The organism is Streptomyces sp. NPDC088252, from assembly GCF_044740965.1.
In the GTDB taxonomy this organism is placed as follows: domain Bacteria; phylum Actinomycetota; class Actinomycetes; order Streptomycetales; family Streptomycetaceae; genus Streptomyces.
In genome coordinates this window covers 93,346-115,496 of sequence record NZ_JBIURS010000003.1, presented here as the reverse complement: position 1 = coordinate 115,496, position 22,151 = coordinate 93,346, and the positions used below count along the sequence as shown (strand labels likewise).

Sequence of the window (22,151 nt, the reverse complement as noted above, 5' to 3'; positions counted from 1 at the left end):
TGTCCGATGCGGCTGCTTACCCTCCCTTTAACAGGGCCTAGACTCCCGTGCGTACAGATCGTCGAACGGGTTCGAGGGAGCGAGGGACGGACGTGGCTGATCTGCCGGAATCGACCGTTCTCGCGTCGGACTACTTCCACGGCTATTCCGTGGTCGGACTGCTCGCCGTGATCGGTGTGCTGTTCGTCGCGGTGGCCTTCGGGGCCGGCCGACTGCTGCGCCCCGTGGTTCCCACACCGGAGAAACTCCTGACGTACGAGTGCGGCGTGGACCCGGTGGGTGAAGGATGGGCACATACCCAGGTCCGTTATTACGTCTATGCCTTCCTGTACGTGATCTTCGCCGTCGACTCGATCTTCCTGTTTCCGTGGGCGACCGTATTCGCCGCTCCCGGATACGGGGCGACGACTCTGGTGGAAATGTTCATCTTCCTCGGTTTCCTGGCCGTAGGACTGCTCTACGCATGGAAGAAGGGCGTCCTCGAATGGACGTGACGAGCCCGCCGCCCCCCGAGCACCGCCCCGCAGCGCGATCGGGGACGGAGCCGGTGCCCGGGGCGGGGCCCGAACCGCAGGCCGTTCCGACGTTCCTGCCGGAGCCCAAGCGGCTCGGCGTCCTGTCGCGCCTGGCCCCGGAGCCGATGAAGGTGGTCCTGAACTGGGGTCGCCGCTACAGCCTCTGGGTCTTCAACTTCGGGCTCGCCTGCTGCGCCATCGAATTCATCGCCGCCTCCATGGCGCGGCACGACTTCATCCGGCTCGGTGTGATCCCCTTCGCGCCCGGTCCGCGCCAGGCCGACCTCATGATCGTTTCCGGCACGGTGACGGACAAGATGGCCCCGGCCGTGAAGCGGCTGTACGAGCAGATGCCCGAGCCCAAGTACGTCATCTCCTTCGGCGCCTGCTCCAACTGCGGCGGTCCGTACTGGGACTCGTACTCCGTGACGAAGGGCGTCGACCAGATCATTCCGGTCGATGTCTACGTACCGGGCTGCCCGCCCCGGCCCGAGGCGCTCCTCCAGGGCATCCTCAAGCTTCAGGAGAAGATCGCCCGCGAGTCGCTGGGCGAGCGCTACGCGCCGGGCGGCGGCCGTCCCTCCACCGCCGCACTGCGCAGCGGCCTGGTGGCCGCCCCGCCGACACCGGGGGAGGACCGCACATGACCGACACCTCTGCCGGTGACGCCTACGACCGCCTCCCGGATGCCGCGGCCGAGCTCTTCGGTGAGGGAGCGACGGCCGAGTCCGCGTACGACCTGCTGACCGTCGACGTCCCGGCCGCCTCCTGGACCGCCGCCCTCGAAACGGCCCGCGACACGCTGGGCTGCACCTATTTCGACTGGCTGAGCGCGGTCGACGAGCCGGGCACGGGCTTTTGCGTCTGCGTCCACGTCGCCGCCCTGGCCGAGGGCAGGGTCCGTCGGCTCCTGATCCGTACGACCGTCGCGCACGACGCGGCGGTCCTCCCCACCGCCATCGACATCTACGCGGGCGCCGCCTGGCACGAGCGCGAGACGCACGAGATGTTCGGCATCGGCTTCGAGGGGCATCCGCATCTGGTGCCGCTGCTGCTGCCCGAGGGCTTCGAGGGCCATCCGCTGCGCAAGGACTTCGTGCTGGCGGCACGCGTCGCGAAGGCCTGGCCGGGTGCGAAGGAGCCGGGCGAGTCGGAGCACGGCGGCCCGAAGCGGCGCACGATGCTGCCGCCCGGCGTCCCCGACCCGAACGAATGGGGCCCCCTGAAGGGCCAGCTCCCGCCCGCCCCGTCCCGTCCGGCCCGTACCCCGCGCGCCGCGGGTGACCGCCCGGTGCGCCGCGCCCGCAGTGTGAGCGAGGGCTCGGCGAGCCAGCAGCCGGAGCCGACGGCGTCGACGGCCGGGTCCACGCCTCCCGCAGCCCCGCGCCGTGCCCGGAGCGCGTCGCAGGGCTCGGCGAGTCAGCGGCCCGATCCGGAGAAGCCGGCCACGACCGGGCCGGCCACGACCGGACCGGCGGCATCCGGGACGACACCGATGGGATCGACCTCGGACCAGGCGGCCCAGGATCAGGCGGCCCAGGACCAGGCGGCCCAGGACCAGGCGGCCCGGAACCAGGCAGGTCCGGGCGGGGCAGGTCCGAGCGGGCCGGCTCCGGAGTCGTCGCGGAAGAAGCCGACGCCGAAGTCGGGAAGCGGCGACGCCCCCTGGCACCACGCCCGCCCGGCCTACGACGCCACCCCCGAACCCGAACCGTCCGCTGCGGGCGCGTCCGAGCCCGCACCGTCCTCCACCGACGCCCCCGAACCCGAGCCGTCCTCCACGGGCGCCCGTGACGAGACGGCCCCCGACGAGACGGCCCCCGACCAGCCCACCACCCCTGCCCCGGACCCCACGTCCGAGCCGCATCCCGACCGTCCTTCCGGAGGCGATGGCGCGTGAACGACGTACTCGACGTCGCCCTCCGGCTCGTCATCGTCTTCGCCGTGTTCATGGTCCTCCCGCTCGTCGTGGGGCAGACCGAGCACAAGGTGATGGCCCATATGCAGGGCCGCCTGGGACCCATGTACGCGGGCGGCTTCCACGGCTGGGCCCAGCTCGTCGCGGACGGCGTGAAGTTCGCGCAGAAGGAAGACATCGTCCCGGCCGAGGCCGACCGCCGCGTCTTCCAGCTCGCACCGGCCGTCGCCCTGCTTCCGTACCTCCTCGTGCTCGTCGCCATCCCGATCGGCCCCGGCGAGGGCGCGGTCGGACAGGTCGTCGACGCGGGCATCTTCTTCGTGCTCGCCGTGATGGGCGTCGGAGTGCTGGGCTCGCTGATGGCGGGCTGGGCCTCGGCCAACAAGTTCTCCCTCCTCGGGGGCCTGCGTACCGCCGCCCAGCTGCTCGCCTACGAACTGCCGATGCTGCTCGCCGCCGCGTCCGTGGCCATGGCGGCCGGCACCGTCTCCCTCCCGGGCATCCTCGACGCCTTCGAGTGGTGGTGGCTGCCCTGGCAGATCGTCGGCGCCCTGGTCTTCTTCGTGGCCGGGCTCGCCGAGCTGCAGCGCCCGCCGTTCGACATGCCGGTCGCCGACTCGGAGATCATCTTCGGCGCGTACACCGAGTACACCGGCCTGCGCTTCGCGCTGTTCCTGCTGGCCGAGTACGCGGGCATCGTCGTCCTGTGCGCACTGACCACCGTCCTCTTCCTGGGCGGCTGGCACGGGCCGTTCGGCGCCGACGGCCTCGGCTGGGTCTGGACGCTCCTCAAGATCGCGGTCCTCGCCTTCGTCGTCATCTGGCTGCGCGTGAGCTATCCCCGGCTCCGCGAGGACCAGCTGCAGAAGCTCGCCTGGACCACCCTCATTCCGCTCGCTCTCGCGCAGATCGCGCTCACCGGCATCGTGAAGGTGGCGATGAACTGATGGCCGAGTCGCTCCCGACCTCCCGGCCCCGCATCCCCGGCTCCGGCCTGGCCAAGGGCCTGGCCGTCACCCTGCGGACGATGACGAGGAAGACGGTCACCGCGCAGTACCCGGACGTCCAGCCCGAGCTCCCGCCCCGCTCCCGCGGTGTCATCGCCCTGTTCGAGGAGAACTGCACGGTCTGCATGCTCTGCGCCCGTGAATGCCCGGACTGGTGCATCTACATCGACTCCCACAAGGAGACGGTGCCCGCCGCCACGCCGGGCGGCCGCGAGCGCAGCCGCAATGTCCTCGACCGTTTCGCGATCGACTTCTCGCTCTGCATGTACTGCGGTATCTGTATCGAGGTGTGCCCCTTCGACGCACTGTTCTGGTCGCCGGAGTTCGAGTACGCGGAGACGGACATCCTCGAACTCACCCATGAGCGCGACAAGCTCCGCGAGTGGATGTGGACGGTGCCGGAACCGCCCGCGCTCGACCCGGGCGCGGAGGAACCCAAGGAGATCGCCGCCGCCCGCAAGACGGCGGAGAAGCTCGAAGCCCAGCGGATCAAGGAAGCCGAACAGGCACAGCAGGCACAGGAAGCCCAGCAATCCCAGCAGGTCCCGACGGAAGAAGAGGGGGAGGAGTGACACTCGCAGCCGCCACGGCCCACTCCGCCCACTCCGGCTTCCTCTCACCGACCGGCATCGAGATCGCTTTCGTCCTCGTCGGCATCGCCACCCTCGGCGCGGCCCTCGTCACCGTCACGACCAAGCAACTGGTGCACGCCGCCCTCTGGCTGGTCGTGGCGCTCGGTGGTCTCGCCGTCGAGTACCTCCTGCTCACCGCGGAGTTCATCGCCTGGGTGCAGGTACTGATCTATGTCGGTTCCGTGGTCGTCCTCCTGCTCTTCGGACTGATGCTCACCAAGGCCCCCATCGGCCGCTCCCCGGATGCCGACTCGGGCAACCGCTGGGCCGCCCTCGGCGTGGCGGCGGCCGCCGCCGGCACCCTCGTCTGGGTCGTCGTCGACGCCTTCCGCACCACCTGGATCGACCTGGACGGACCGGCCCGGGGCTCCACCGAGGCGACCGGTTCCTTCCTCTTCCGGCACTGGGTGCTGCCGTTCGAAGCACTCTCCGTCCTGCTGCTCGCCGCCCTCGTCGGCGCGATCGTCCTGTCCCGCAAGCGCGGTAAGGAGCAGAGCTGATGCACCTCGCCTATCCCGCCGTGCTCGCCGCCCTCCTCTTCTGCACCGGGCTGTACGGAGTGCTCGCCCGCCGCAACGCGATCCTGGTCCTGATGTCCGTCGAGCTGATGCTCAACGCCGTCAACCTCAACCTGGTCGCCTTCGACGTCTGGCTCCGCGACACCCTCCACTCCGGCCAGGCCCTCACGCTGTTCACGATCGCCATCGCCGCTGCGGAGATCGGCATCGGCCTGTCGATCGTCCTCGCCGTCCACCGCAACCGCGGCACCTCCGACGTCGACCGCCTCCGAGACACCGCCGAGACCGACGCCGCCGAATCCCTCCCCGGCGACGAGGCCATCGGCACCGAAGACCAGGCCACTGCTGCGGCAGGGAAGGCAAAGAAGGCAGAGGCCACCGCGTGACCACCACGACCCTCGCCGTTCTCGTCCCCCTCCTTCCGTTCCTGGGCGCCGCGGCCGGTCTCCTTCTCGGACGCCGCGCGCCCGGCTACGTACGCCCCCTGGCCGTACTGCCCACGCTCACCGCCTTCGTGCTCACCGCCGTCATCGCCTCCCGCCAGGGCGGCGGACGGGCCATCGACGCGGCGACCCGGCTCACCCCCACCGGCTCGGTCCCCATCGACCTCGCCCTGCACCTCGACGGCTTCGCCGTTCTCGTCGCCGTCCTGGTGGGGCTCGTCGCGACCTGCGTGCAGATCTACTCGACCGCCTATCTGCGCGACGATCCCCGCTACCCCTCGTACGCGGCCCTCGTCTCCCTCTTCACCTCCGCGATGCTGCTCGTCGTCTACTCCGGCGACCTGATGGTGCTGCTGGTCGGCTGGGAGATCATGGGCATCTGCTCGTACTTCCTGGTCGGCCACTACTGGGAGACGGCCGAAGCCCGCGCCGCCTCCCTCAAGGCCTTCCTGGTCACCAAGCTCGGCGACGTCCCCTTCCTGATCGGCCTGTTCGCGCTCGCCGCCGACACAGGCTCGTTCCGCATCACCCGCATCCTGGGCGCCGTCGCGAACGGCGGCCTGGACCACCCCACGCTCATCGCCCTGCTGCTCCTCGCGGGCGTCGCCGGCAAGTCCGCCCAGTTCCCCCTGCACACCTGGCTGCCCGACGCGATGGCCGGCCCCACCCCCGTCTCCGCGCTGATCCACGCCGCGACGATGGTCGCCGCCGGCATCTACTTCGTGGCCCGGCTCCTGCCCGTCTTCGCCCAGTCCGGCGCGGCCCTCGTGGTCCTCGCCGTGATGGCGGCGATCACGATGATCGGCTCGGGACTCGCCGCCCTCGCCCAGGACGACATCAAGCGCGTCCTCGCGTACTCGACGATCGGCCAGCTCGGCTACATGTCCGGCGCTCTCGCCGTCGGCGATCGCGGCGCCGCCGTCTTCCACCTCCTGTCCCACGGTGCGTTCAAGGCCGTCCTCTTCCTCGCGGCGGGCGTCGTCATCCACGCCGCCGGGACCAACTCGCTGGCCGCCATGTCCCGCATGGGCGGCCTGGCAAAGCGCATCCCGGACGCCTGCTGGACGATGACCGTCGCCCTTCTCGCGCTCGCCGCCATCCCGCCGTTCGCCGGCTTCTTCTCCAAGGAAGCCGTCCTCGTCGCCGCGGAGCACACGGCACTCGGGGAGCGGCACGTCGCCCCGGCCGCCGCCGGCTGGACCGTCCTCGTCGCCGGACTGCTCGCCGCCGTCCTCACCGCCGCCTACGCCACCCGCCTCTGGCTCCTCGCCTTCCGGGGCCGCGGCGCCGAAGCCCCCGATCACGGCAGGCAGCCCGTCGCGATGACCGCCGTCCTCTGGGTCCTCGCCGTCCCCACCATCGCCTTCGGACTGACCGTCGGAGCGATCACCGACTGGTTCGACGGGCACAGCCTCAGCCCGACCCTGACCACCGCCGTCCTCTCCACGGGCGTCGGGCTCGTCGGCGGCCTCGTCACGTACGGCGCCTGGCGCCACACCTCGGCGCTCGCCGCCCGCACCCCGGCGGGCATGGTCGTCGCCCACCCCGACGCCGAACCCGCCCTCCTCGAAGCCCAGGCGATGACCGCCCACACAGCCGCCTACGGCGCGGACGGAGAAGTCCCCGACCCGGCCGACCCGGGCCGCCTGCTGCTCGGCCCGCTGCACCGCCACGCCGCCGCCGGATTCCACCTCGACGCCCTGTACACGATGCTGTTCGTCCGCCCCGTACGGGCCGCGGCGAGTCTCGTCGGTTTCCTGGACCGCGAGGTCATCGACACATACGTACGCGGCTCCGGCACCGGCGCCCGCTGGCTCGGCACCGCCGTCCGCCGCGCCCAGACCGGCAATGTGCAGACCTACCTCAGCGCACTTCTCGCCGGTTCCCTGGTCCTGGCGGTCGCCGCCGTCGTCTTCGCCACCATCAACGCCGGGTCGTGAGCCGTGATCGATATCAGCGCATCCGTGATGCAGTTCCTTCTCGCGTTCATCGTGGTCGCCCCCCTCGTCGGCGCCGTGGCCGCGCTCCTGCCGGCCCCGCCCGGACTGAAGGGATCCAGCCCCGACCAGGCCGTGCTCCGCCACGGTGTGACCGTCACCGGCGCGATCCTTCTCGCCACGATCGTGCTGGCCGTCGGCTTCGACCACGACCATCCGTCGAAGATGCAGGCCACCACCGACATCAGCTGGATCCCGGCGCTCGACGTCCGCATCCATCTCGGCATCGACGGCATCTCGCTCCCCCTTCTCGTGCTGACCGCGCTGCTGACCTTCCTCTGCGCGCTCCACAGCTACTTCAAGATGCCTGCCGGCCCCTCCCCGAAGGCCTTCGTCGCACTCGTTCTCGTTCTGGAGTCCGGCACCCTCGCGACCTTCGCCGTCCTCGACCTGCTGCTGTTCTTCCTGGCGTTCGAGATGGTGCTCATCCCGATGTACTTCCTCATCGCCCGCTGGGGCGGTGCCGCGAGGCAGGCCGCCGCCTGGAAGTTCATCCTCTACACACTGCTCGGCTCGGTGATCATGCTGCTGGGCCTGCTCCTCATCGGACTGAAGAGCGGCACCTTCGACATGGTGGCACTCGCCACTGACAACGGCCGGGGCCTCACCTCGTCCGTGCAGGTCATCGCCGTTCTGGCGATCGGTGTCGGGCTCGCCGTGAAGACCCCGATGTGGCCGCTGCACAGCTGGCTCCCGGACGCCCACACCGCCGCCCCGACCGTCGGCTCGGTCCTGCTGGCGGGCGTCCTGCTGAAGATGGGCACGTACGGATTCGTCCGTATCCTGCTCCCCATCGCCCCGGACGGGATGCACACCTTCGCGCCCTACCTCGCCGCCTTCGCGGTCGTCGGCATCGTCTACGGATCGCTCGCCTGCCTCGCGTTGGTCCGGCCGGGCTCCAAGGGCGATCTCAAGCGCTTGATCGCCTACTCCTCCGTCGGACACATGGGCTTCGTGCTCCTCGGCATCGCGAGCATGACCCCCACCGGAGTCAACGGCGCGCTCTTCGCCAACATCGCCCACGGCCTCATCACCGGCCTGCTGTTCTTCCTGGTGGGTGCGGTCAAGGACCGGTACGGCACCGCAGACCTCGACACCCTCTCCGGCGCCACCGGGGCCGCGCTCTACGGCCGCGCGCCCCGCCTCGGCGGACTCCTCGCCTTCGCCGCCGTCGCCTCCCTGGGCCTGCCCGGACTGGCCGGTTTCTGGGGCGAGATGCTCGCCCTGTTCGGCTCGTTCGACCCGGCCGAGGGGCTCAGCCGCCCCGCCTTCCTCACCTTCATGTCGATCGCCGCGTTCGGCACCCTGCTCACCGCCGCGTACATGCTCCTGGTCGTGCGCCGGGTCTGCATGGGCGAGAAGCGCGAGGAAGCGCAGCGGATCGCCGACATCCAGAGCTACGAATTCGCCGCCTGGACCCCGCTCGTCGCCCTCACCGTCCTCGCCGGCCTGTGGCCCGCCGTCCTCCTCGGCCTCACCGACCCCGCCGTGCAGAAGCTCCTCGCAGGAGGCAAGTCGTGACCACAGCCGTCGTCCCCCCGGGCGTCGTCACCACAGCGGCCGAGAACACCACCAGCCTCGTCCAGTCCGTCGACTGGCTCGCCATCGCGCCCCCGGTCGTCGTCGCGGCCGTCGCCCTGATCGTCCTGGTCGCCGACCTCTTCCTCCCCGAGGAGCGCAAGCCGCTCCTCGGGTGGGTCACCATGGCCGGACTCGTCGCCGCACTCGCCTTCCTCGTCCCGCTGCGCGACGGGGACCGCTCCACCTTCTGCCTGACCGCCGCGACCACCGGCACCGGGGCCTGCAGCTACACCGCCGACCACTTCGCCGTCGTCATCCAGGCCCTGGTGCTCGGCGGCGCCCTGCTGACCGCCCTGCTCTCCCTCGGCGACACACGTCGGCTCCCCGCGGGCGAGTTCTGGTTCCTCCTGCTGTCCTCGGCGTCGGGCGCGGCACTCCTGCCCGCCGCCCGTGACCTCGCCACCCTCGTGGTCGCCCTCGAAGTCGCCTCGCTGCCCGCCTTCGCCCTGGTCGGCATGAAGCGCGGCGACCGGCGGTCCTCCGAAGCCGCGCTGAAGTTCTTCCTCTCCTCCGTCGTCGCGACCGCAGTCATGCTGCTCGGCGTCAGCTTCGTGTACGCGACCACCGGCACCCTGCACCTCACGGAGATCGCCACCCGGCTCGACGACGTGCCGGGGCAGCTCGACACGCTCGCCAAGGCGGGTGTCGTCCTCACCCTGGTCGGCTTCGCCTTCAAGACGGCCGCCGCGCCCTTCCACTTCTGGGTGCCCGACACCTATGTCGGAGCCCCCCTGCCGGTCGCCGCCTACCTCTCGGTCGTCGGGAAGGCGGTCGGCTTCTCCGGCCTCATCCTCGTCACCGTGATCGCGTTCCCGGCGTACGCCGACGTCTGGGGACCGGCCCTCGCCGTCCTCGCCGCGCTCACCATGACGATCGGCAACGTGGCCGCCCTGCGCCAGAACGCCACCCGCGTCCGCAGCGCCGTACGCCTGCTCGCCTGGTCGTCCGTCGCCCAGGCCGGCTACCTCCTGGTGCCGATCGCCGCCGCCGCGTACTCCAGCGATGAACACATCGGCTCCACCGTCGCGTACGCCCTCATGTACGCCGTCGTGAACCTCGGTGCCTTCGCGGTCGCCGCCCTCGTCGCCCGCACGAGCGCGGGGAACCGGCTCTCCGACTACCGGGGCCTGTACGCCACCCGCCTCCTCGCCGCCCTCGCGATGGCCTTCTTCCTGCTCTGCCTGGCCGGCCTGCCGCCCGGCATCGTCGGCCTCTTCGCCAAGGTCACGGTCTTCTCCGCGGCCGTCGACGCGGGACTCGGCTGGCTCGCCGTCGTCATGGCCGTCAACGTCGTGATCGCGCTCTACTACTATCTGCAGTGGACCGCCGCGCTCTTCCATTCCCCGGAGGAGGTCCCGGAGGGCAAAGCCGTACCCGTGGCGGAAGGCGGACCCGCAGGCGCCGCCGTTCCCGCCGGGCACCGCGCCCCGGCCCACCTCACCCTCGCGATCGCCCTCACCGCCGTCGGCGGCGTGCTGCTCTCCGGCGCCCCGCAGACGGTCCTCAGGTTCGCCGCCGTCAATCTCTTCTGACTCCTCCGACGTTCTCAAGATCGGTTTGCCCGGCACCGTCCGCACAGGGCAAGGTCATGCCCGCACATCCCCACACGCACCCATTTCCAGAGGAGCAAGAGCAGTGCTGAACGGGTTCAAGGACTTCATCCTGCGCGGAAACGTCATCTCCATGGCCATCGGGCTGGCCGTGGGAGCCGCGTTCACCGCAGTCGTCACCGGATTCAGCACCGCCTTCATCACGCCGCTGATCGGGCTCGCCACCGGCTCCGTCGGCGACTTCAGCTCGGCGGAGTTCTCGATCGAGGGCGCCATCTTCCCGTACGGGAAGTTCCTGGCCGCCGCCATCGCCTTCCTGATCACGGCAGCGGTGCTCTACTTCGGCGTCGTCGTTCCCATGACGAAGGTCCAGAACCGCTTCTCCAAGGCCGACGAGCAGGTCGACATCAAGGCCGCCCTGCGCGACTGCCCCCGCTGCTACACCGAGATCCCGGCCATCGCCTCGCGCTGCGCCCACTGCACCAGTGAGATCAAGCCGGACCCCGAGGCCCTCGAACTCGCCGGCCTCCCCGCCCAGCGCTGAGCCACCGGGCACGGACCGTCGCACGAGACCCCTCCACTCGTACGGCCCAGAGCCTGATCCGGCCACATGCGCCGGGCAGGCCCGGTCCCACGGTCGCACGCACAAGGGAACTAGCTCTCCTCGCCTGGCGTTGACCTGTACGGGAGGCTCCACTGGGGGAGTGGAGACCACCAAGCAAAGGGTTCCCCTGCCGCACCACTTGGAGGGCGTACCGTGCACCGCCGGCACAACGGGCTGAAAACCGCCGTACTCCTCGGGGGACTGTCCGCACTCATCATCGTCATCGGAAGCTTCTTCGGACGTACGGGCCTGATCGTCGCGCTCCTCGTAGCCGTCGGCACCAACGCCTACGCGTACTGGAACAGCGACAAGCTGGCGCTCAGGGCCATGCGGGCCCGCCCCGTCAGCGAGTTCGAGGCGCCACAGCTCTACCGCATGGTCCGCGAGCTCTCGACAGCGGCCCGCCAGCCCATGCCCCGGCTCTACATCTCCCCGACGCAGGCCCCCAACGCCTTCGCCACCGGCCGCAACCCGCGCAACGCGGCGGTCTGCTGCACCGAGGGCATCCTGCAGATCCTGGACGAGCGGGAGCTGCGCGGAGTCATCGGGCATGAGCTGAGTCATGTCTACAACCGCGACATCCTGATCTCGTCCGTCGCCGGAGCACTCGCCTCCGTCGTCATGTTCCTGGTCAACTTCGCCTGGCTGATCCCGGTGGGCCGGTCCAACGACGACGAGGGTCCCGGCATCCTGGGCATGCTGCTGATCATGATCCTCGGACCACTGGCCGCGTCCGTCATCCAGCTGGCCGTGAGCCGTTCCCGCGAATACGAGGCGGACGCCTCGGGAGCCCAGCTGACCGGCGACCCACTGGCCCTCGCCAGCGCCCTGCGGAAACTCGACGCCGGCACGAAACAGCTCCCGCTGCCCCCGGAGCCGAGGATCGAGACCGCGAGCCACATGATGATCGCGAACCCCTTCCGTCCGGGCCAGGGCATGTCCAAGATGTTCTCGACACACCCGCCGATGGCGGAGCGCATCGCCCGACTCGAGCAGATGGCAGGTCATCGCCCGTGAAGACAATCCTGAATGTCATATGGCTGGTCCTGTGCGGCTTCTGGATGTTCCTCGGCTACATGGCCGCAGGCCTCCTGCTGTGCATCACGGTCATCGGCATCCCGTTCGGCCTCGCCGCCTTCCGCATCGGCGTCTACGCCCTGTGGCCCTTCGGCTACACCGTCGTCGACCGCCGGGACGCGGGCGCGCCCTCCTGCGCGGGCAACGTCCTGTGGCTGATCCTCGCGGGCTGGTGGCTCGCCCTCGGACACATCACCACCGGCATCGCGCTGTGCATCACGATCATCGGCATCCCGCTCGGCATCGCCAATTTCAAGCTGATCCCCGTATCCCTGATGCCCTTCGGCAAGGAGATCGTCCGGACGGACCAGCAGTTCGCCGGCTGGTAGGACGCCGGTATGTATCCGTCGACGGGAGAGGCCCCGACGGGAGAAGGGCCGGGACGGGGACCCCGGCGCCGGTGCGGACGCCGCGAGCGCCGTCGGGAACCACGAGCGCGCCGTCGGGAGCCGCACGCGCCGACGGCCCCGGCCGATTGTCAGTGCCGTCGTTCACCATGAACCCATGACCGACACCGAGCAGTTGCTGGCAGTCGCGGAGAAGACCGCGCGCACCACCCCGCGCTGGGAGAAGAACCCCCTTCCGGCGCCCCTGCCCGCCGAGGCCGTCGCGCGTGCCGAAGCCGCCCTGGGGTTCACGCTGCCGCCCTTGCTCACCGCGCTGTACACCCGGATCGCCAACGGGGGCTTCGGGCCGGAGTACGGCCTGCTCCCGCTGATCGGCGACCGGGCCGCGGACGGGGAGGAATCCGCCGTCGCGCAGTACCTCGCCCACCGTCGAGCCGCGGCCGAGGAGGACGGCCGGCCGTGGCCCGAGGGCGTCCTGCCGATATGCAGCCTGGGATGCGGGATGTATTCCTGCGTGGACTGCCGCAGCGAACGCACCACGGTGCTGCTCTTCGAGCCGAACGCCGACGAGCCGGAGCGCGCCTGGTACGTGGATCAGCCCGATCTCGCCCAGTGGCTGCGCGGCTGGCTGGACGGCACCGCATGGTACTGCGAGGAGTCCGAGGACGAAGGGGCAGAGATGGCGCCCTGGCCGGATTTCAGCGCCCGCGTATGACCCGCGGGCGAGCGGGGGCAGGGCCCGGCCGCCGACCGCGACCGCCCGTTCGCAACCGTCCGACCGGCAGGAACGTCTTGGATTCCAAGACCGAGTGACGGGTAGGTTCGCACGCATGAGCATTATTGGTTGGATCATTCTCGGACTGCTTGCCGGCGCCATCGCCAAGGTCCTGCTCCCGGGCCGCGACCCGGGCGGCCTGGTCGGCACCACCCTCATCGGGATCATCGGTGCCTTCCTCGGCGGCTGGATATCCTCGCGTTTCCTCGACCGCCCCATCTCCAACGACTTCTACGACACGGCCACCTGGGTCGCGGCCATCGGCGGTTCGCTGGTCCTGCTGATCCTCTACCGGCTGCTCTTCGGGAACTCCCGCGAACGCCGCTGACGTCCGTCAGCGCCCAGGAGCACCCAGCCCGGTCTCGCGCAGAGTCAGATTGAGCCGGCCACGACTCAATCCCGTCGCCGGATCGGCCGTCCCGGGGTAGACCTTCGGTACACCGTGGAACGCGAAGCGTGAAGGTCCGCCGAAGACGAACAGGTCGCCGGAGGCCAATTCCACGTCCGTGTAGGGCCTTCCCCGATTCTCGGTGTTCCCGAAGCGGAAGACGCACGTGTCGCCGACGCTGAGCGACACCACCGGAGCGGCGGACCGCTCCTCCTTGTCCTGGTGCATGCCCATCCGTGCCGTGCCGTCGTAGAAGTTGATGAGAGCGGTGTCCGGCGCGTACGTCCGCACCGGGCCCCCGCCCCCGTACGCCTCCCGCAGGGCCTCCCGTCCCAACTCCGCGAGCCACTCGGGCAGTTCGGCGACCCGTGCCCCGTTCACGTCGTCAGCCGTACGTGAGTACCGGTACGGCTGCCAGTGCCACCCCAGGCAGACCGTCTGCACGGACATCACCCCGCCACCCGGCAGCACGGTGTGCCGCAGGGGCACGGGCCCCCGCGCCCATTCCCGGCAGGCCGCCACCAGCTCCCGTTGGCGCTGCGGCGACAGCCACTCGGGCACATGCACGGCCCCGGGCGCGACGACGGCCCGCGGCCTCGGGAAGAGCCCGGACATGTCAGCGCACCGCCAGGGCGCCTTCCAGCCCCAGAAGCTGTTCCTTGCGCTCCACACCACCCGCGTAACCCCGCAGCGTCCCGTCGGCGCCGATCACCCGATGGCATGGCCGTACGACCAGTAGGGGATTGCGCCCGATCGCCGTCCCCACGGCACGTACACCCGCCCTCGGCGTACCGATTTGTTCCGCGATCTGTCCGTACGACACGGTCTCCCCGTACGGGACGGTGTCCAGGGCGGCCCAGACGCGTCGCTGGAAATCGGTGCCGAGCCCGTCCGCGAGGACGATGTCGAAACGGGTCAGCCGTCCCTCGAAGTACTCCCGGAGCTGTGCGGCGATCCCGGCGAAGACCTCCGGTGCGTGAACCCACCCGTCCTGGACGACCGCGGCGCCCTTCCGGCCGGGAAGCGAGAGCGAGGCGAGGGCGACCCCGCCGGCCGCGCCGGGGGCTTCCTCGCCGACCAGTAGCAGTTCACCCAGCGGGCTGTCGACCGTTGCGTACATGGTCATGACTCGTCCCTCTCCTTGCCCGTCGCGGCCGGAAATCGACAGGATCGTCGTCCGGTACGGACAAGTCTGCGTCCCCCGCTCCGACGCGACCGGCGGTATTCGGACATCGCGTCCCGGGTGCGGGCCGGAGCGGCGCATCCCGCTCCGCGCCACCCCGCACCCGGAAGGCGCACGACCTGCCGAAGACCTACCGGTAGTTCACGAACTGCAGGGCGAAGTCGAAGTCCTTGCCCTTCAGCAGCGCCTGCACGGCCTGCAGATCGTCCCGGCTCTTCGAGCTGACCCGGAGCTCGTCGCCCTGGACCTGCGCCTTGACGCCCTTCGGGCCCTCGTCGCGGATGGTCTTCGCCACCTTCTTGGCATTCTCCTGGGAGATGCCCTCCTCGATCGTCGCGAAGATCTTGTACTCCTTGCCGGACAGCTGCGGCTCGCCCGCGTCCAGCGACTTCAGCGAGATGCCGCGCTTGATCAGCTTGGACTGGAAGATGTCGAGGATCGCCTTGACCCGCTCCTCGCCGTTGGCCTCCATGAGGATCTTCTCGCCGGACCAGGAGATCGAGGCGCCGGTGCCCTTGAAGTCGTAACGCTGCGAGATTTCCTTGGCGGCCTGGTTGAGGGCGTTGTCGACCTCCTGCCGCTCGACCTTCGAGACGATGTCGAAACTGGAGTCGGCCATGACGTGTGGCTCCTTGTATCGGGGGTGCTGGGAACGGGGTGCAATACGGGCGTCGGCGGGCCTGCCGGCCCCGCGTCGCCGATCAAAGCCTAAGGGCTGTCCCGCGGTCCCCGGCGGGCGCGCGACGACAGCCACGACAGTCCGCCGCGTCGCCGTATCGCCCGAATGCGCCCGGCGCGAAGGCGCCCGTCGGCCCGCGACCCGGCGGGCCGACGCCGCGCACCGGTCCACCAGGGAATCCGGGAACAGTCCTCGGTCACCCGCGCCCGATCGGGTCGCTGATCAATCCAGTGGCGGAGCACCCCTGGGCATCGGGTATCGTTTACGTCGTTGCCAAGGAGCACCGCCGAAAAGCGGTTCTCACGGCAGCAATCCCTGGCGGTGTGCCCGAGTGGCCAAAGGGAGCAGACTGTAAATCTGCCGGCTCAGCCTACCCAGGTTCGAACCCTGGCGCCGCCACATGGAAAGGCCCCTGTCCTAGGACGGGGGCCTTCTTTGTGTCTGCCGCGAGGAGTGTTCCTGCGGCGAGGGCCGTTTCTGCCGGGAAGGTCGTGAACATGGAACCTGTGCTGGTCAGCGCCTGTCTGTACGGTGTGCCCTGCCGCTTCGACGGCCGCGCCAAGACCTCCGCCGCCGTGGCCGAGTCCCTCGGGGACCGACGCCCCGTCGTCTTCTGCCCCGAGGTCGCCGCCGGACTGCCCACCCCGCGTCGCCCCGCCGAGATCGTCGGCGGCGACGGCCACGACGTCCTCGACGGCAGCGCCCGGGTCGTCGACGACACCGGGCACGACGTCACGGAGCAGTTCGTGGACGGCGCCCGACGCGCGCTGGAGGCCGCCCGGCGGGCCGGGTGCACCGAGGCGCTGCTGATGGCCCGCAGCCCTTCCTGCGGGCGCGGCAGCGTCTATGACGGCACGTTCGCGGGCGAGCTCCGCGAGGGCGACGGCGTCACCGCCGCCCTGCTGGAGCGCCACGGCATCACGGTCCGCCCGGCGCCGGGCGGCTGAACCGAAGGGGCGGGCCGCCGACCGGGGTGAGGCGCGGCCCCGGAGAGCCGAATCAACGGCTCAGTTCCCCGCCACGTCCTTCACCGCGACCGCCACCGGCACACTCCCCGAGATGAGCTCCAGGGTGAGGCCCGCCGTCGCCGGCGTCTCCAGCAACTCCACCAGTGCCGCCGCCACGTCGTCGCGCGGCACCGGTCCCCGGCCCGCCGAAGCGGCCAGGAGGACCATTCCCGTGCCCGCGTCGTTCGTCAGCATCCCAGGGCGCAGGATCGTCCAGTCGAGTGCGCTCCTGGAGCGCACATAGGCGTCCGCGGCGCCCTTCGCCCGCAGATACGCGTCGAAGACCTCGTCCCCCGGGTGGTCGGGATCGGCGCCCATCGACGAGACCACGACGTAGCGCCGTACGCCCGCCCGTTCCGCCGCGTCCGCGAACAGGACGGCCGCACCGCGATCCACCGTCTCCTTGCGTGCCGCGCCGCTGTCCGGGCCCGCACCGGCCGCGAAGACCGCCGCGTCGGCGCCGCGCAGCACCTCCGCCACCTGCTCGACGGAGGCGGATTCCAGATCCAGGACGACCGGTTCGGCGCCTGCCGCCCGGACGTCCTGGCTCTGTTCCGGATTACGGATGACGCCGACGGCCTCGTACCCGCCCGCAGCGAGCAGCCGCTCCAGCCGAAGCGCGATCTGACCATGTCCACCTGCGATGACAATGCGCATGCTCACGACCGTACGCCGCCGCGGGCCGCCGCGCTCAGGGCCCGCTGCAGGGGCCGGAATCCGGTCGGCCCTGGCGCGGCAGGCCGAGGGCGACGACGGTCTCCGAGTCGCAGTACTCGCGCACCGCGCTCGTCCGTGCCACCACCCGGCCGCGGTGCACCACGACCCGGCTGTAGGCGAGCGACAGCGCGCCCGAGAGCTGCTCCCCGCGCACGGCGAGGAGCTCGGCGGGGAAGCCCGCCTCGACCCGGACCTCGGGCAGCCCCATCGCCCTCCTGGCGGCCGAGGACACCGCCTCGTAGGCCTCGTCGGCGCGCAAGCCGCTCTGTGAGGCCAGCAGGTAGGCGGCCTCCAGCGGGTCCCCGCGGCCCACCGGGTTCGCGACGTCCCGCAGCGCCCCGCTGCCCGCCGCGACCCGGACGCCGGCCGCGCGCAGCAGCCGTACCGGCGCGGTGCCCCGGCCCTCCACCCCGCTGCAGCCGCCCTGGGGGAGACAGATCACGGTCACCCCGGCCGCGGCGAGCTGGTCGGCGGCTCGGGCCGAGGACTGGGAAGGGAGCAGGGAGAGGCCGGCGCACGGACCGATGGAGACGCCCGGCCGCAGTCCGCCGGACATGGCGGCCAGTCGGCCGAGCCGGGCCGGATCGTCACCGTCCGTGTGCAGATCGACGGGGCAGCCCTGTTCGGCGGCGATCTCCAGGACGGCTTCCACGTACCCCGCCGGGTCCGGATCGAGGTCGGGGCAGCCGCCGACCGCGCCGACCCCCATCTTCACCGCCTCACGCAGCATGGCGAGATTGTCGGCGCCCGCGACGCCGGTGAGCAGCCGGGGCACGGCGACGGGGGTCAGCTCGGCCAGTCCGCGCAGCGAATCGCGGGCCCGCAGTACCGCCTCCAGGGAGGCGAGGCCCTGGACGGAACCGATCCGTACGTGCGCGCGCAGCGCGGTGGCGCCGTGGCCGAGCTGCAGCAGGGCGGCCTCGGTGGCGCGGCGCTGGATGTCCTCGGGGCGGTGCGACACGGGGCCCGGGGTGTCGGGGCCCGTACCGCCGGCGGTGAGCGCGGTGTCGCTGTGGGCGTGCGGTTCGGCGGGGGCGGGGAGCAGCAGATGACCGCGCAGGTCCACCCGCGGGCCGGAGGCGGTCAGGCTGCCCGCGGTGCCGACGGCCTCGATGCGCCCGCCACCGAGCCGTACGTCCACGACGCGGCCGTCGGTGAGCCGGGCGCCGCAGAGCACCAGGGTGCCGGTCTCGGCGGTGTCGGGGCTGCTGGTCGCATCGGCCGCGTCGGCGGCGTCGTCGTCCGGCTGCCACGGCTGGCTGTCGGGCATCGCGCTCCTGGGAAGGGGGACAAGATCACGCAGAGTGAGACGAGCCTAGGGGCGTGTTCGGTCCGGTTCGAGGAGGAGCGAAATAGTCGTACCGGTGTGGCCCCCGAGAGGGATCCGGGGCACGGGTGTGCTGCTGGGGCCGAGGCGGCCCATGTGGTCGCCGAGGCGCTGCTCAAGCCGCTGATGGGCGGGCCGGAAAGGGGTCGATCAAGGGATCGGCCGGGTGCCGGTCACCGTCGCCGGACGGGGCTTCGAAACGGATTTGGGCGATCGGCGACCAACCGTGTAATGTCTTCATCGCTCGCCCCAATAGCTCAGTCGGTAGAGCGTCTCCATGGTAAGGAGAAGGTCTGCGGTTCGATTCCGCATTGGGGCTCTGGTGATCGGGAAACCCCGCTTCGGCGGGGGGACTCTTCATCAAAGCGGTGTAGCTCAGTCGGTAGAGCAAGCGGCTCATAATCGCTGTGTCACCGGTTCAAGTCCGGTCACCGCTACTTACGGTAGCCGATTGTGGGGTCGGTCCTTCGATCGGCTACTCTTTTTTGCGTTCATCCGTCCATCCGTCCGTCCAAGGAGCACTCACGTGGCTGCCACCGACGTCCGCCCGAAGATCACGCTGGCCTGCGTGGAGTGCAAGGAGCGGAACTACATCACCAAGAAGAACCGGCGCAACAACCCGGACCGTCTTGAGATGAAGAAGCACTGCCCGCGCTGCAACTCGCACACGGCGCACCGCGAAACGCGCTGAAAAAGGCTCGTACACGAGGCCGTCCCCACCGGGGGCGGCCTCGTGTCGTTGTATGGGGCTGTCCCTCGGTCTTTTCATCTTTCATCAGGAGGTAGCGAGCACATGGCGCTCGACCATTCCTTCGTGGGGCGGACCTATCCGCCCACTCCGCCGTACGAGGTCGGCCGGGAGAAGATTCGCGAGTTCGCCGAGGCGGTGGGCGACGCCAATCCGGTGTACGTCGACCCCGAAGCCGCCAAGGCGCTCGGTCACAGCGATGTGATCGCGCCGCCGACGTTCGTCTTCTCGATCACCTTCAAGGCCGCGGGGCAGGTGGTGCAGGACCCGCAGCTGGGTCTGGACTACAGCCGCGTCGTGCACGGCGACCAGAAGTTCGTCTACACGCGTCCCGTTCGGGCGGGGGACCGGCTGACGGTCACCTCGACGATCGAGGACGTCAAGTCCTTGGCGGGCAACGACATCCTGGACATCCGTGGCGAGGTCCACGACGAGTCCGGTGAGCACGTCGTGACCGCGTGGACGAAGCTGGTGGCGCGCGCCGCCGAGGAGGCGTGATGACGGCGAAGGTTGCTTACGAGTCGGTCGAGGTCGGTACGGAGCTGCCGGCGCGGTCCTTCCCGGTGACCCGGGCCACGCTGGTGCAGTACGCGGGCGCTTCCGGTGACTTCAACCCGATTCACTGGAACGAGAAGTTCGCCCGTGAGGTCGGACTGCCGGACGTGATCGCGCACGGCATGTTCACCATGGCCGAGGCGATCCGGGTGGTCACGGACTGGGCCGGCGATCCGGGCGCGGTCGTCGAGTACGGGGTCCGCTTCACCAAGCCGGTCGTCGTCCCGAACGACGACGAGGGCGCCCTGATCGAGGTCGGGGGCAAGGTGGCCGCCCTGCTGGACGACAAGCGGGTGCGGGTGGATCTGACGGTCATGAGCGAGGGCAAGAAGGTGCTGGGCATGTCCCGCGCCGTGGTGCAGCTCGGCTGAGGCCGCCGAATGTGGTGTGAGGGGCGCCGTCCATGGGGCGGTGCCCCTCACGCATGCGCCCGTCCCGCCCATGCGCCCGTCGCGGCCCGGACCCCGCGCTTGACCAAGTTAGTGATTAAGTACTAACTTAATGGCATGGCAAGGATGAGTGCAGAAGAGCGGCGCGAGAGCGTCATCCGCGCGGCGGTCACCGAGTTCGCCCGCGGCGGATACGACGCCACCTCCACCGAGGCGATCGCCAGGCGGGTGGGGGTCTCGCAGCCGTACCTCTTCCGCCTCTTCCCCAACAAGAAGGCCATGTTCCTGGCCGCCGCCGAGCGCTGCCTCGTGGACACCCGGAAGGTCTTCTCGGAGGCGGCCGAGGGTCTTGAGGGCGACGAGGCGCTGCATGCCATGGCCGAGGCGTACCAGCGCCTGATCGTCGGCGACCCGGACAAGCTGCTGATGCAGATGCAGATGTACGCGGCCGTCGCGGCGGCCGAGGCGTCGGGGGATCACGAGTTCGGCGAGTCGGTCCGTGCGGGCTGGCTGCAGATGTGGGACGAGGTCCATCTGGCGCTCGGTGCCGATCTCGGTGAGACGACGACGTTCTTTGCGTACGGCATGCTCGTCAACACCCTCGCCTCGCTCGGCTTCCCGGCCGGTGACCGGGTCTGGTCGGGGTTCTACGACTCGGCCAGGCCGGCCGCCTGAACAGTGCGACCCGGGTTCCGCCCGGTTTTCTGCCCGGACAAGTTAGTCATTGATAACTAATCCCCAGGGGGAACAGTGAGCCAGCACACGACAGGCCGCTCAGGAGCGGTCTGGGCCCTCGCCATCACCAGCGTCGCCGGATTCATGGCGGCTCTCGACAACCTCGTCGTCACCACCGCCCTGCCCTCCGTCCGCGAGAGTCTCGGCGGTGAACTGGCGGAGCTCGAATGGACCGTGAACGCGTACACCCTCACCTTCGCCGTGCTGCTGATGCTCGGGGCGGCGCTCGGTGACCGGTTCGGCCGACGCCGGCTCTTCCTCACCGGGCTCTCCGTCTTCACCGGGGCCTCCGCCGCGGCCGCCCTCTCACCCGGCATCAATGAACTCATCGCCTTCCGGGCCGTCCAGGGCGTGGGCGCGGCGATCATGATGCCGCTGACGCTCACACTGCTCACGGCCGCCGTGCCGGCCGCCCGCCGCGGCGCCGCGCTCGGCATCTTCAGTGCCGTCACCGGACTGGCCGTGGCCAGCGGACCGCTGATCGGCGGCAGCCTCACCGAGCACCTGTCCTGGCAGTGGATCTTCTGGCTGAACGTTCCGATCGGCCTGGTCCTGCTGCCGCTGGCGCGACTGCGCCTGGCGGAGTCGTACGCGCCGGACTCGCGGCTCGACGTCCCCGGCACACTCCTGGTCAGCGGCGGGCTCTTCGGTATCGTCTACGGCCTGGTCAACGCCAACACCGACGGCTGGACCAGCGCCACCGTCCTCACCGCGCTGCTCGTGGGCGCCGCGCTCATCGGCGGGTTCATCCACCACGGATTCCGTGCGAAGAACCCGATGCTGCCCATGCGGCTCTTCCGTGGCCGCGCGTTCTTCGGGATCAACATGGCCGGTCTGCTGATGTTCCTCGGGATGTTCGGGTCGATCTTCCTGCTCAGTCAGTACTTCCAGGGCGTACTGGGCTACACGCCCACCGAGGCCGGCCTGCGGATGCTGCCCTGGACCGGAATGCCGATGCTGGTCGCCCCCGTCGCGGGGGCACTCTCCGACCGGTTCGGCGGCCGGCCGGTCGTCGTGGCCGGGCTCGCGCTCCAGGCGATCGGTCTGGCCTTCTTCGCGATGGTCATCGGACCCGACACCTCGTACGTCTCGCAGTTGCCCGGCCTGATGGTCGGCGGCGTCGGCATGGCCCTGTACTTCGCACCCGCCGCCAGCCTCGTGATGTCCAGCGTCCGCCCCGCCGAGCAGGGCATCGCCTCCGGCGCCAACAACGCCCTGCGCGAGGTCGGCGGAGCCCTCGGGGTCGCCGTGCTCGCCACGGTCTTCTCCTCGCAGGGCGGTTACGACTCGGCGCGGTCCTTCACGGACGGGACCGTTCCGGCGGTATGGATCGGTGCCGGCGCGGTGGCGCTGGCCGCCCTCGTCGCCCTGCTGATACCGGGCCGCCGCAACGCCCCGGCCCCGGAGCCCGAGGCCGCCGGGGAGCGTGTCCCCGTGGCTGCCTGAACCGCGGTCCCGT

26 protein-coding genes and 3 tRNA genes are annotated in these 22,151 nt (G+C 70.4%); 24 read left to right on the top strand and 5 right to left on the bottom strand.

The annotated features are described in order from the left end of the window. Nucleotides 1-92: 92 nt before the first annotated feature. The 15 genes from ACIOHC_RS07490 to ACIOHC_RS07420 all read left to right on the top strand — a co-directional run bounded on the left by ACIOHC_RS07490 (nt 93) and on the right by ACIOHC_RS07420 (nt 13,292). Nucleotides 93-494: an NADH-quinone oxidoreductase subunit A gene (locus ACIOHC_RS07490; RefSeq protein WP_189544080.1), complete on the top strand. Its 402-nt coding sequence runs from the start codon at nt 93-95 to the stop codon at nt 492-494. Then, nucleotides 485-1,162, top strand: coding sequence for an NADH-quinone oxidoreductase subunit B family protein (locus ACIOHC_RS07485; RefSeq protein WP_351084990.1), 678 nt, complete (start codon nt 485-487; stop codon nt 1,160-1,162). The genes ACIOHC_RS07490 and ACIOHC_RS07485 overlap by 10 nt, the downstream gene beginning before the upstream one ends. Further along, nucleotides 1,159-2,415 (top strand): NADH-quinone oxidoreductase subunit C, encoded by a 1,257-nt coding sequence (locus ACIOHC_RS07480; RefSeq protein WP_401841852.1) that lies wholly within the window; start codon nt 1,159-1,161, stop codon nt 2,413-2,415. Before ACIOHC_RS07485 ends, ACIOHC_RS07480 begins: the two co-directional genes overlap by 4 nt. After that, entirely contained in the window at nt 2,412-3,380 is a 969-nt protein-coding gene (locus ACIOHC_RS07475) for a complex I subunit 1 family protein (RefSeq protein WP_351084994.1), read from the top strand. Before ACIOHC_RS07480 ends, ACIOHC_RS07475 begins: the two co-directional genes overlap by 4 nt. Next, the gene (locus ACIOHC_RS07470) at nt 3,380-4,012 is read left to right on the top strand and encodes an NADH-quinone oxidoreductase subunit I (RefSeq protein WP_351084996.1); all 633 of its coding nucleotides are present in this window, start codon (nt 3,380-3,382) and stop codon (nt 4,010-4,012) included. Before ACIOHC_RS07475 ends, ACIOHC_RS07470 begins: the two co-directional genes overlap by 1 nt. Beyond that, on the top strand, nt 4,009-4,572 hold the full coding sequence (locus ACIOHC_RS07465) for an NADH-quinone oxidoreductase subunit J (RefSeq protein ID WP_351084998.1): 564 nt from the start codon (nt 4,009-4,011) through the stop codon (nt 4,570-4,572). Before ACIOHC_RS07470 ends, ACIOHC_RS07465 begins: the two co-directional genes overlap by 4 nt. Continuing rightward, nucleotides 4,572-4,976 (top strand): NADH-quinone oxidoreductase subunit NuoK, encoded by a 405-nt coding sequence (gene nuoK, locus ACIOHC_RS07460; RefSeq protein WP_351085000.1) that lies wholly within the window; start codon nt 4,572-4,574, stop codon nt 4,974-4,976. Before ACIOHC_RS07465 ends, nuoK begins: the two co-directional genes overlap by 1 nt. Continuing rightward, complete coding sequence (locus ACIOHC_RS07455) at nt 4,973-6,973, top strand: NADH-quinone oxidoreductase subunit L (protein ID WP_351085002.1); 2,001 nt, start codon at nt 4,973-4,975, stop codon at nt 6,971-6,973. Before nuoK ends, ACIOHC_RS07455 begins: the two co-directional genes overlap by 4 nt. A 27-nt stretch (nt 6,974-7,000) precedes the next feature. Beyond that, complete coding sequence (locus tag ACIOHC_RS07450) at nt 7,001-8,551, top strand: NADH-quinone oxidoreductase subunit M (RefSeq protein ID WP_351085037.1); 1,551 nt, start codon at nt 7,001-7,003, stop codon at nt 8,549-8,551. Continuing rightward, nucleotides 8,548-10,143 (top strand): NADH-quinone oxidoreductase subunit N, encoded by a 1,596-nt coding sequence (locus ACIOHC_RS07445; RefSeq protein WP_401841846.1) that lies wholly within the window; start codon nt 8,548-8,550, stop codon nt 10,141-10,143. The genes ACIOHC_RS07450 and ACIOHC_RS07445 overlap by 4 nt, the downstream gene beginning before the upstream one ends. A 103-nt stretch (nt 10,144-10,246) precedes the next feature. Continuing rightward, on the top strand, nt 10,247-10,705 hold the full coding sequence (locus ACIOHC_RS07440) for an MscL family protein (RefSeq protein WP_351085006.1): 459 nt from the start codon (nt 10,247-10,249) through the stop codon (nt 10,703-10,705). 213 nt (nt 10,706-10,918) lie between these two features. Beyond that, complete coding sequence (gene htpX / locus ACIOHC_RS07435) at nt 10,919-11,782, top strand: zinc metalloprotease HtpX (RefSeq protein WP_351085008.1); 864 nt, start codon at nt 10,919-10,921, stop codon at nt 11,780-11,782. Beyond that, on the top strand, nt 11,779-12,171 hold the full coding sequence (locus tag ACIOHC_RS07430; protein WP_351085010.1) for a YccF domain-containing protein: 393 nt from the start codon (nt 11,779-11,781) through the stop codon (nt 12,169-12,171). Before htpX ends, ACIOHC_RS07430 begins: the two co-directional genes overlap by 4 nt. 175 nt (nt 12,172-12,346) lie before the next feature. Continuing rightward, nucleotides 12,347-12,904 (top strand): SMI1/KNR4 family protein, encoded by a 558-nt coding sequence (locus ACIOHC_RS07425; RefSeq protein WP_351085012.1) that lies wholly within the window; start codon nt 12,347-12,349, stop codon nt 12,902-12,904. Nucleotides 12,905-13,019: 115 nt separating this feature from the next. Continuing rightward, the gene (locus ACIOHC_RS07420; protein WP_351085015.1) at nt 13,020-13,292 is read left to right on the top strand and encodes a GlsB/YeaQ/YmgE family stress response membrane protein; all 273 of its coding nucleotides are present in this window, start codon (nt 13,020-13,022) and stop codon (nt 13,290-13,292) included. Between the two features lie 6 nt (nt 13,293-13,298). Here ACIOHC_RS07420 and ACIOHC_RS07415 read toward each other — a convergent pair whose 3' ends face one another. From ACIOHC_RS07415 to ACIOHC_RS07405, 3 genes are all read right to left on the bottom strand, one after another. Then, nucleotides 13,299-13,967, bottom strand: coding sequence for an alpha-ketoglutarate-dependent dioxygenase AlkB (locus ACIOHC_RS07415; RefSeq protein ID WP_351085017.1), 669 nt, complete (start codon nt 13,965-13,967; stop codon nt 13,299-13,301). A 1-nt stretch (nt 13,968) separates the two neighbouring features. After that, a complete protein-coding gene (locus ACIOHC_RS07410) occupies nt 13,969-14,478 on the bottom strand; it encodes a methylated-DNA--[protein]-cysteine S-methyltransferase (RefSeq protein ID WP_365694161.1) in 510 nt (169 codons plus the stop codon). Between the two features lie 187 nt (nt 14,479-14,665). Further along, nucleotides 14,666-15,154: a YajQ family cyclic di-GMP-binding protein gene (locus ACIOHC_RS07405; RefSeq protein WP_351085021.1), complete on the bottom strand. Its 489-nt coding sequence runs from the start codon at nt 15,152-15,154 to the stop codon at nt 14,666-14,668. Nucleotides 15,155-15,531: 377 nt separating this feature from the next. On the opposite strand from ACIOHC_RS07405, the gene ACIOHC_RS07400 reads away from it, so the two are divergent. Together ACIOHC_RS07400 and ACIOHC_RS07395 are read left to right on the top strand one after the other, a co-directional pair. Further along, nucleotides 15,532-15,613 (top strand) — tRNA-Tyr (locus tag ACIOHC_RS07400). 98 nt (nt 15,614-15,711) lie between these two features. Next, nucleotides 15,712-16,161, top strand: a complete 450-nt coding sequence (locus tag ACIOHC_RS07395; RefSeq protein ID WP_351085023.1) for a DUF523 domain-containing protein — start codon at nt 15,712-15,714, stop codon at nt 16,159-16,161. A 60-nt stretch (nt 16,162-16,221) separates the two neighbouring features. Here the strand turns inward: ACIOHC_RS07395 and ACIOHC_RS07390 are convergent, their stop codons facing one another. Both ACIOHC_RS07390 and ACIOHC_RS07385 read right to left on the bottom strand, forming a co-directional pair. Continuing rightward, entirely contained in the window at nt 16,222-16,878 is a 657-nt protein-coding gene (locus ACIOHC_RS07390; protein WP_351085024.1) for an SDR family oxidoreductase, read from the bottom strand. A gap of 34 nt (nt 16,879-16,912) precedes the next feature. After that, nucleotides 16,913-18,208 (bottom strand): amidohydrolase family protein, encoded by a 1,296-nt coding sequence (locus ACIOHC_RS07385; RefSeq protein WP_351085026.1) that lies wholly within the window; start codon nt 18,206-18,208, stop codon nt 16,913-16,915. Between the two features lie 303 nt (nt 18,209-18,511). On the opposite strand from ACIOHC_RS07385, the gene ACIOHC_RS07380 reads away from it, so the two are divergent. The 7 genes from ACIOHC_RS07380 to ACIOHC_RS07350 all read left to right on the top strand — a co-directional run bounded on the left by ACIOHC_RS07380 (nt 18,512) and on the right by ACIOHC_RS07350 (nt 22,138). After that, nucleotides 18,512-18,584: transfer RNA gene (locus tag ACIOHC_RS07380), tRNA-Thr, on the top strand. 45 nt (nt 18,585-18,629) lie between these two features. Further along, nucleotides 18,630-18,702, top strand: a tRNA-Met gene (locus ACIOHC_RS07375). A gap of 89 nt (nt 18,703-18,791) precedes the next feature. After that, the gene (rpmG, locus tag ACIOHC_RS07370; RefSeq protein WP_003956487.1) at nt 18,792-18,956 is read left to right on the top strand and encodes a 50S ribosomal protein L33; all 165 of its coding nucleotides are present in this window, start codon (nt 18,792-18,794) and stop codon (nt 18,954-18,956) included. A gap of 102 nt (nt 18,957-19,058) precedes the next feature. After that, nucleotides 19,059-19,511 carry a MaoC family dehydratase N-terminal domain-containing protein gene (locus ACIOHC_RS07365; RefSeq protein ID WP_351085028.1) on the top strand — a complete coding sequence of 151 codons (453 nt, stop codon included), beginning with the start codon at nt 19,059-19,061 and terminating at the stop codon, nt 19,509-19,511. Next, complete coding sequence (locus ACIOHC_RS07360) at nt 19,511-19,939, top strand: MaoC family dehydratase (RefSeq protein WP_351085030.1); 429 nt, start codon at nt 19,511-19,513, stop codon at nt 19,937-19,939. Before ACIOHC_RS07365 ends, ACIOHC_RS07360 begins: the two co-directional genes overlap by 1 nt. A gap of 144 nt (nt 19,940-20,083) precedes the next feature. Beyond that, nucleotides 20,084-20,632, top strand: coding sequence for a helix-turn-helix domain-containing protein (locus ACIOHC_RS07355; protein ID WP_351085033.1), 549 nt, complete (start codon nt 20,084-20,086; stop codon nt 20,630-20,632). Nucleotides 20,633-20,707: 75 nt separating this feature from the next. Then, a complete protein-coding gene (locus ACIOHC_RS07350) occupies nt 20,708-22,138 on the top strand; it encodes an MFS transporter (protein ID WP_365694164.1) in 1,431 nt (476 codons plus the stop codon). Nucleotides 22,139-22,151: the final 13 nt, after the last annotated feature.

What these genes read in the sequence shown, in the direction of transcription:
- ACIOHC_RS07385 (WP_351085026.1), bottom strand. Translation starts at nt 18,208, where the DNA reads ATGCCCGACAGCCAGCCGTGGCAGCCGGACGACGACGCCGCCGACGCG.
- ACIOHC_RS07360 (WP_351085030.1), top strand. Translation starts at nt 19,511, where the DNA reads ATGACGGCGAAGGTTGCTTACGAGTCGGTCGAGGTCGGTACGGAGCTG.
- ACIOHC_RS07410 (WP_365694161.1), bottom strand. Translation starts at nt 14,478, where the DNA reads ATGACCATGTACGCAACGGTCGACAGCCCGCTGGGTGAACTGCTACTG.
- ACIOHC_RS07425 (WP_351085012.1), top strand. Translation starts at nt 12,347, where the DNA reads ATGACCGACACCGAGCAGTTGCTGGCAGTCGCGGAGAAGACCGCGCGC.
- nuoK (WP_351085000.1), top strand. Translation starts at nt 4,572, where the DNA reads ATGCACCTCGCCTATCCCGCCGTGCTCGCCGCCCTCCTCTTCTGCACC.
- ACIOHC_RS07415 (WP_351085017.1), bottom strand. Translation starts at nt 13,967, where the DNA reads ATGTCCGGGCTCTTCCCGAGGCCGCGGGCCGTCGTCGCGCCCGGGGCC.
- ACIOHC_RS07485 (WP_351084990.1), top strand. Translation starts at nt 485, where the DNA reads ATGGACGTGACGAGCCCGCCGCCCCCCGAGCACCGCCCCGCAGCGCGA.
- ACIOHC_RS07390 (WP_351085024.1), bottom strand. Translation starts at nt 16,878, where the DNA reads ATGCGCATTGTCATCGCAGGTGGACATGGTCAGATCGCGCTTCGGCTG.
- ACIOHC_RS07450 (WP_351085037.1), top strand. Translation starts at nt 7,001, where the DNA reads ATGCAGTTCCTTCTCGCGTTCATCGTGGTCGCCCCCCTCGTCGGCGCC.
- ACIOHC_RS07355 (WP_351085033.1), top strand. Translation starts at nt 20,084, where the DNA reads ATGAGTGCAGAAGAGCGGCGCGAGAGCGTCATCCGCGCGGCGGTCACC.
- ACIOHC_RS07405 (WP_351085021.1), bottom strand. Translation starts at nt 15,154, where the DNA reads ATGGCCGACTCCAGTTTCGACATCGTCTCGAAGGTCGAGCGGCAGGAG.
- ACIOHC_RS07420 (WP_351085015.1), top strand. Translation starts at nt 13,020, where the DNA reads ATGAGCATTATTGGTTGGATCATTCTCGGACTGCTTGCCGGCGCCATC.
- ACIOHC_RS07470 (WP_351084996.1), top strand. Translation starts at nt 3,380, where the DNA reads ATGGCCGAGTCGCTCCCGACCTCCCGGCCCCGCATCCCCGGCTCCGGC.
- ACIOHC_RS07395 (WP_351085023.1), top strand. Translation starts at nt 15,712, where the DNA reads ATGGAACCTGTGCTGGTCAGCGCCTGTCTGTACGGTGTGCCCTGCCGC.
- ACIOHC_RS07365 (WP_351085028.1), top strand. Translation starts at nt 19,059, where the DNA reads ATGGCGCTCGACCATTCCTTCGTGGGGCGGACCTATCCGCCCACTCCG.
- ACIOHC_RS07480 (WP_401841852.1), top strand. Translation starts at nt 1,159, where the DNA reads ATGACCGACACCTCTGCCGGTGACGCCTACGACCGCCTCCCGGATGCC.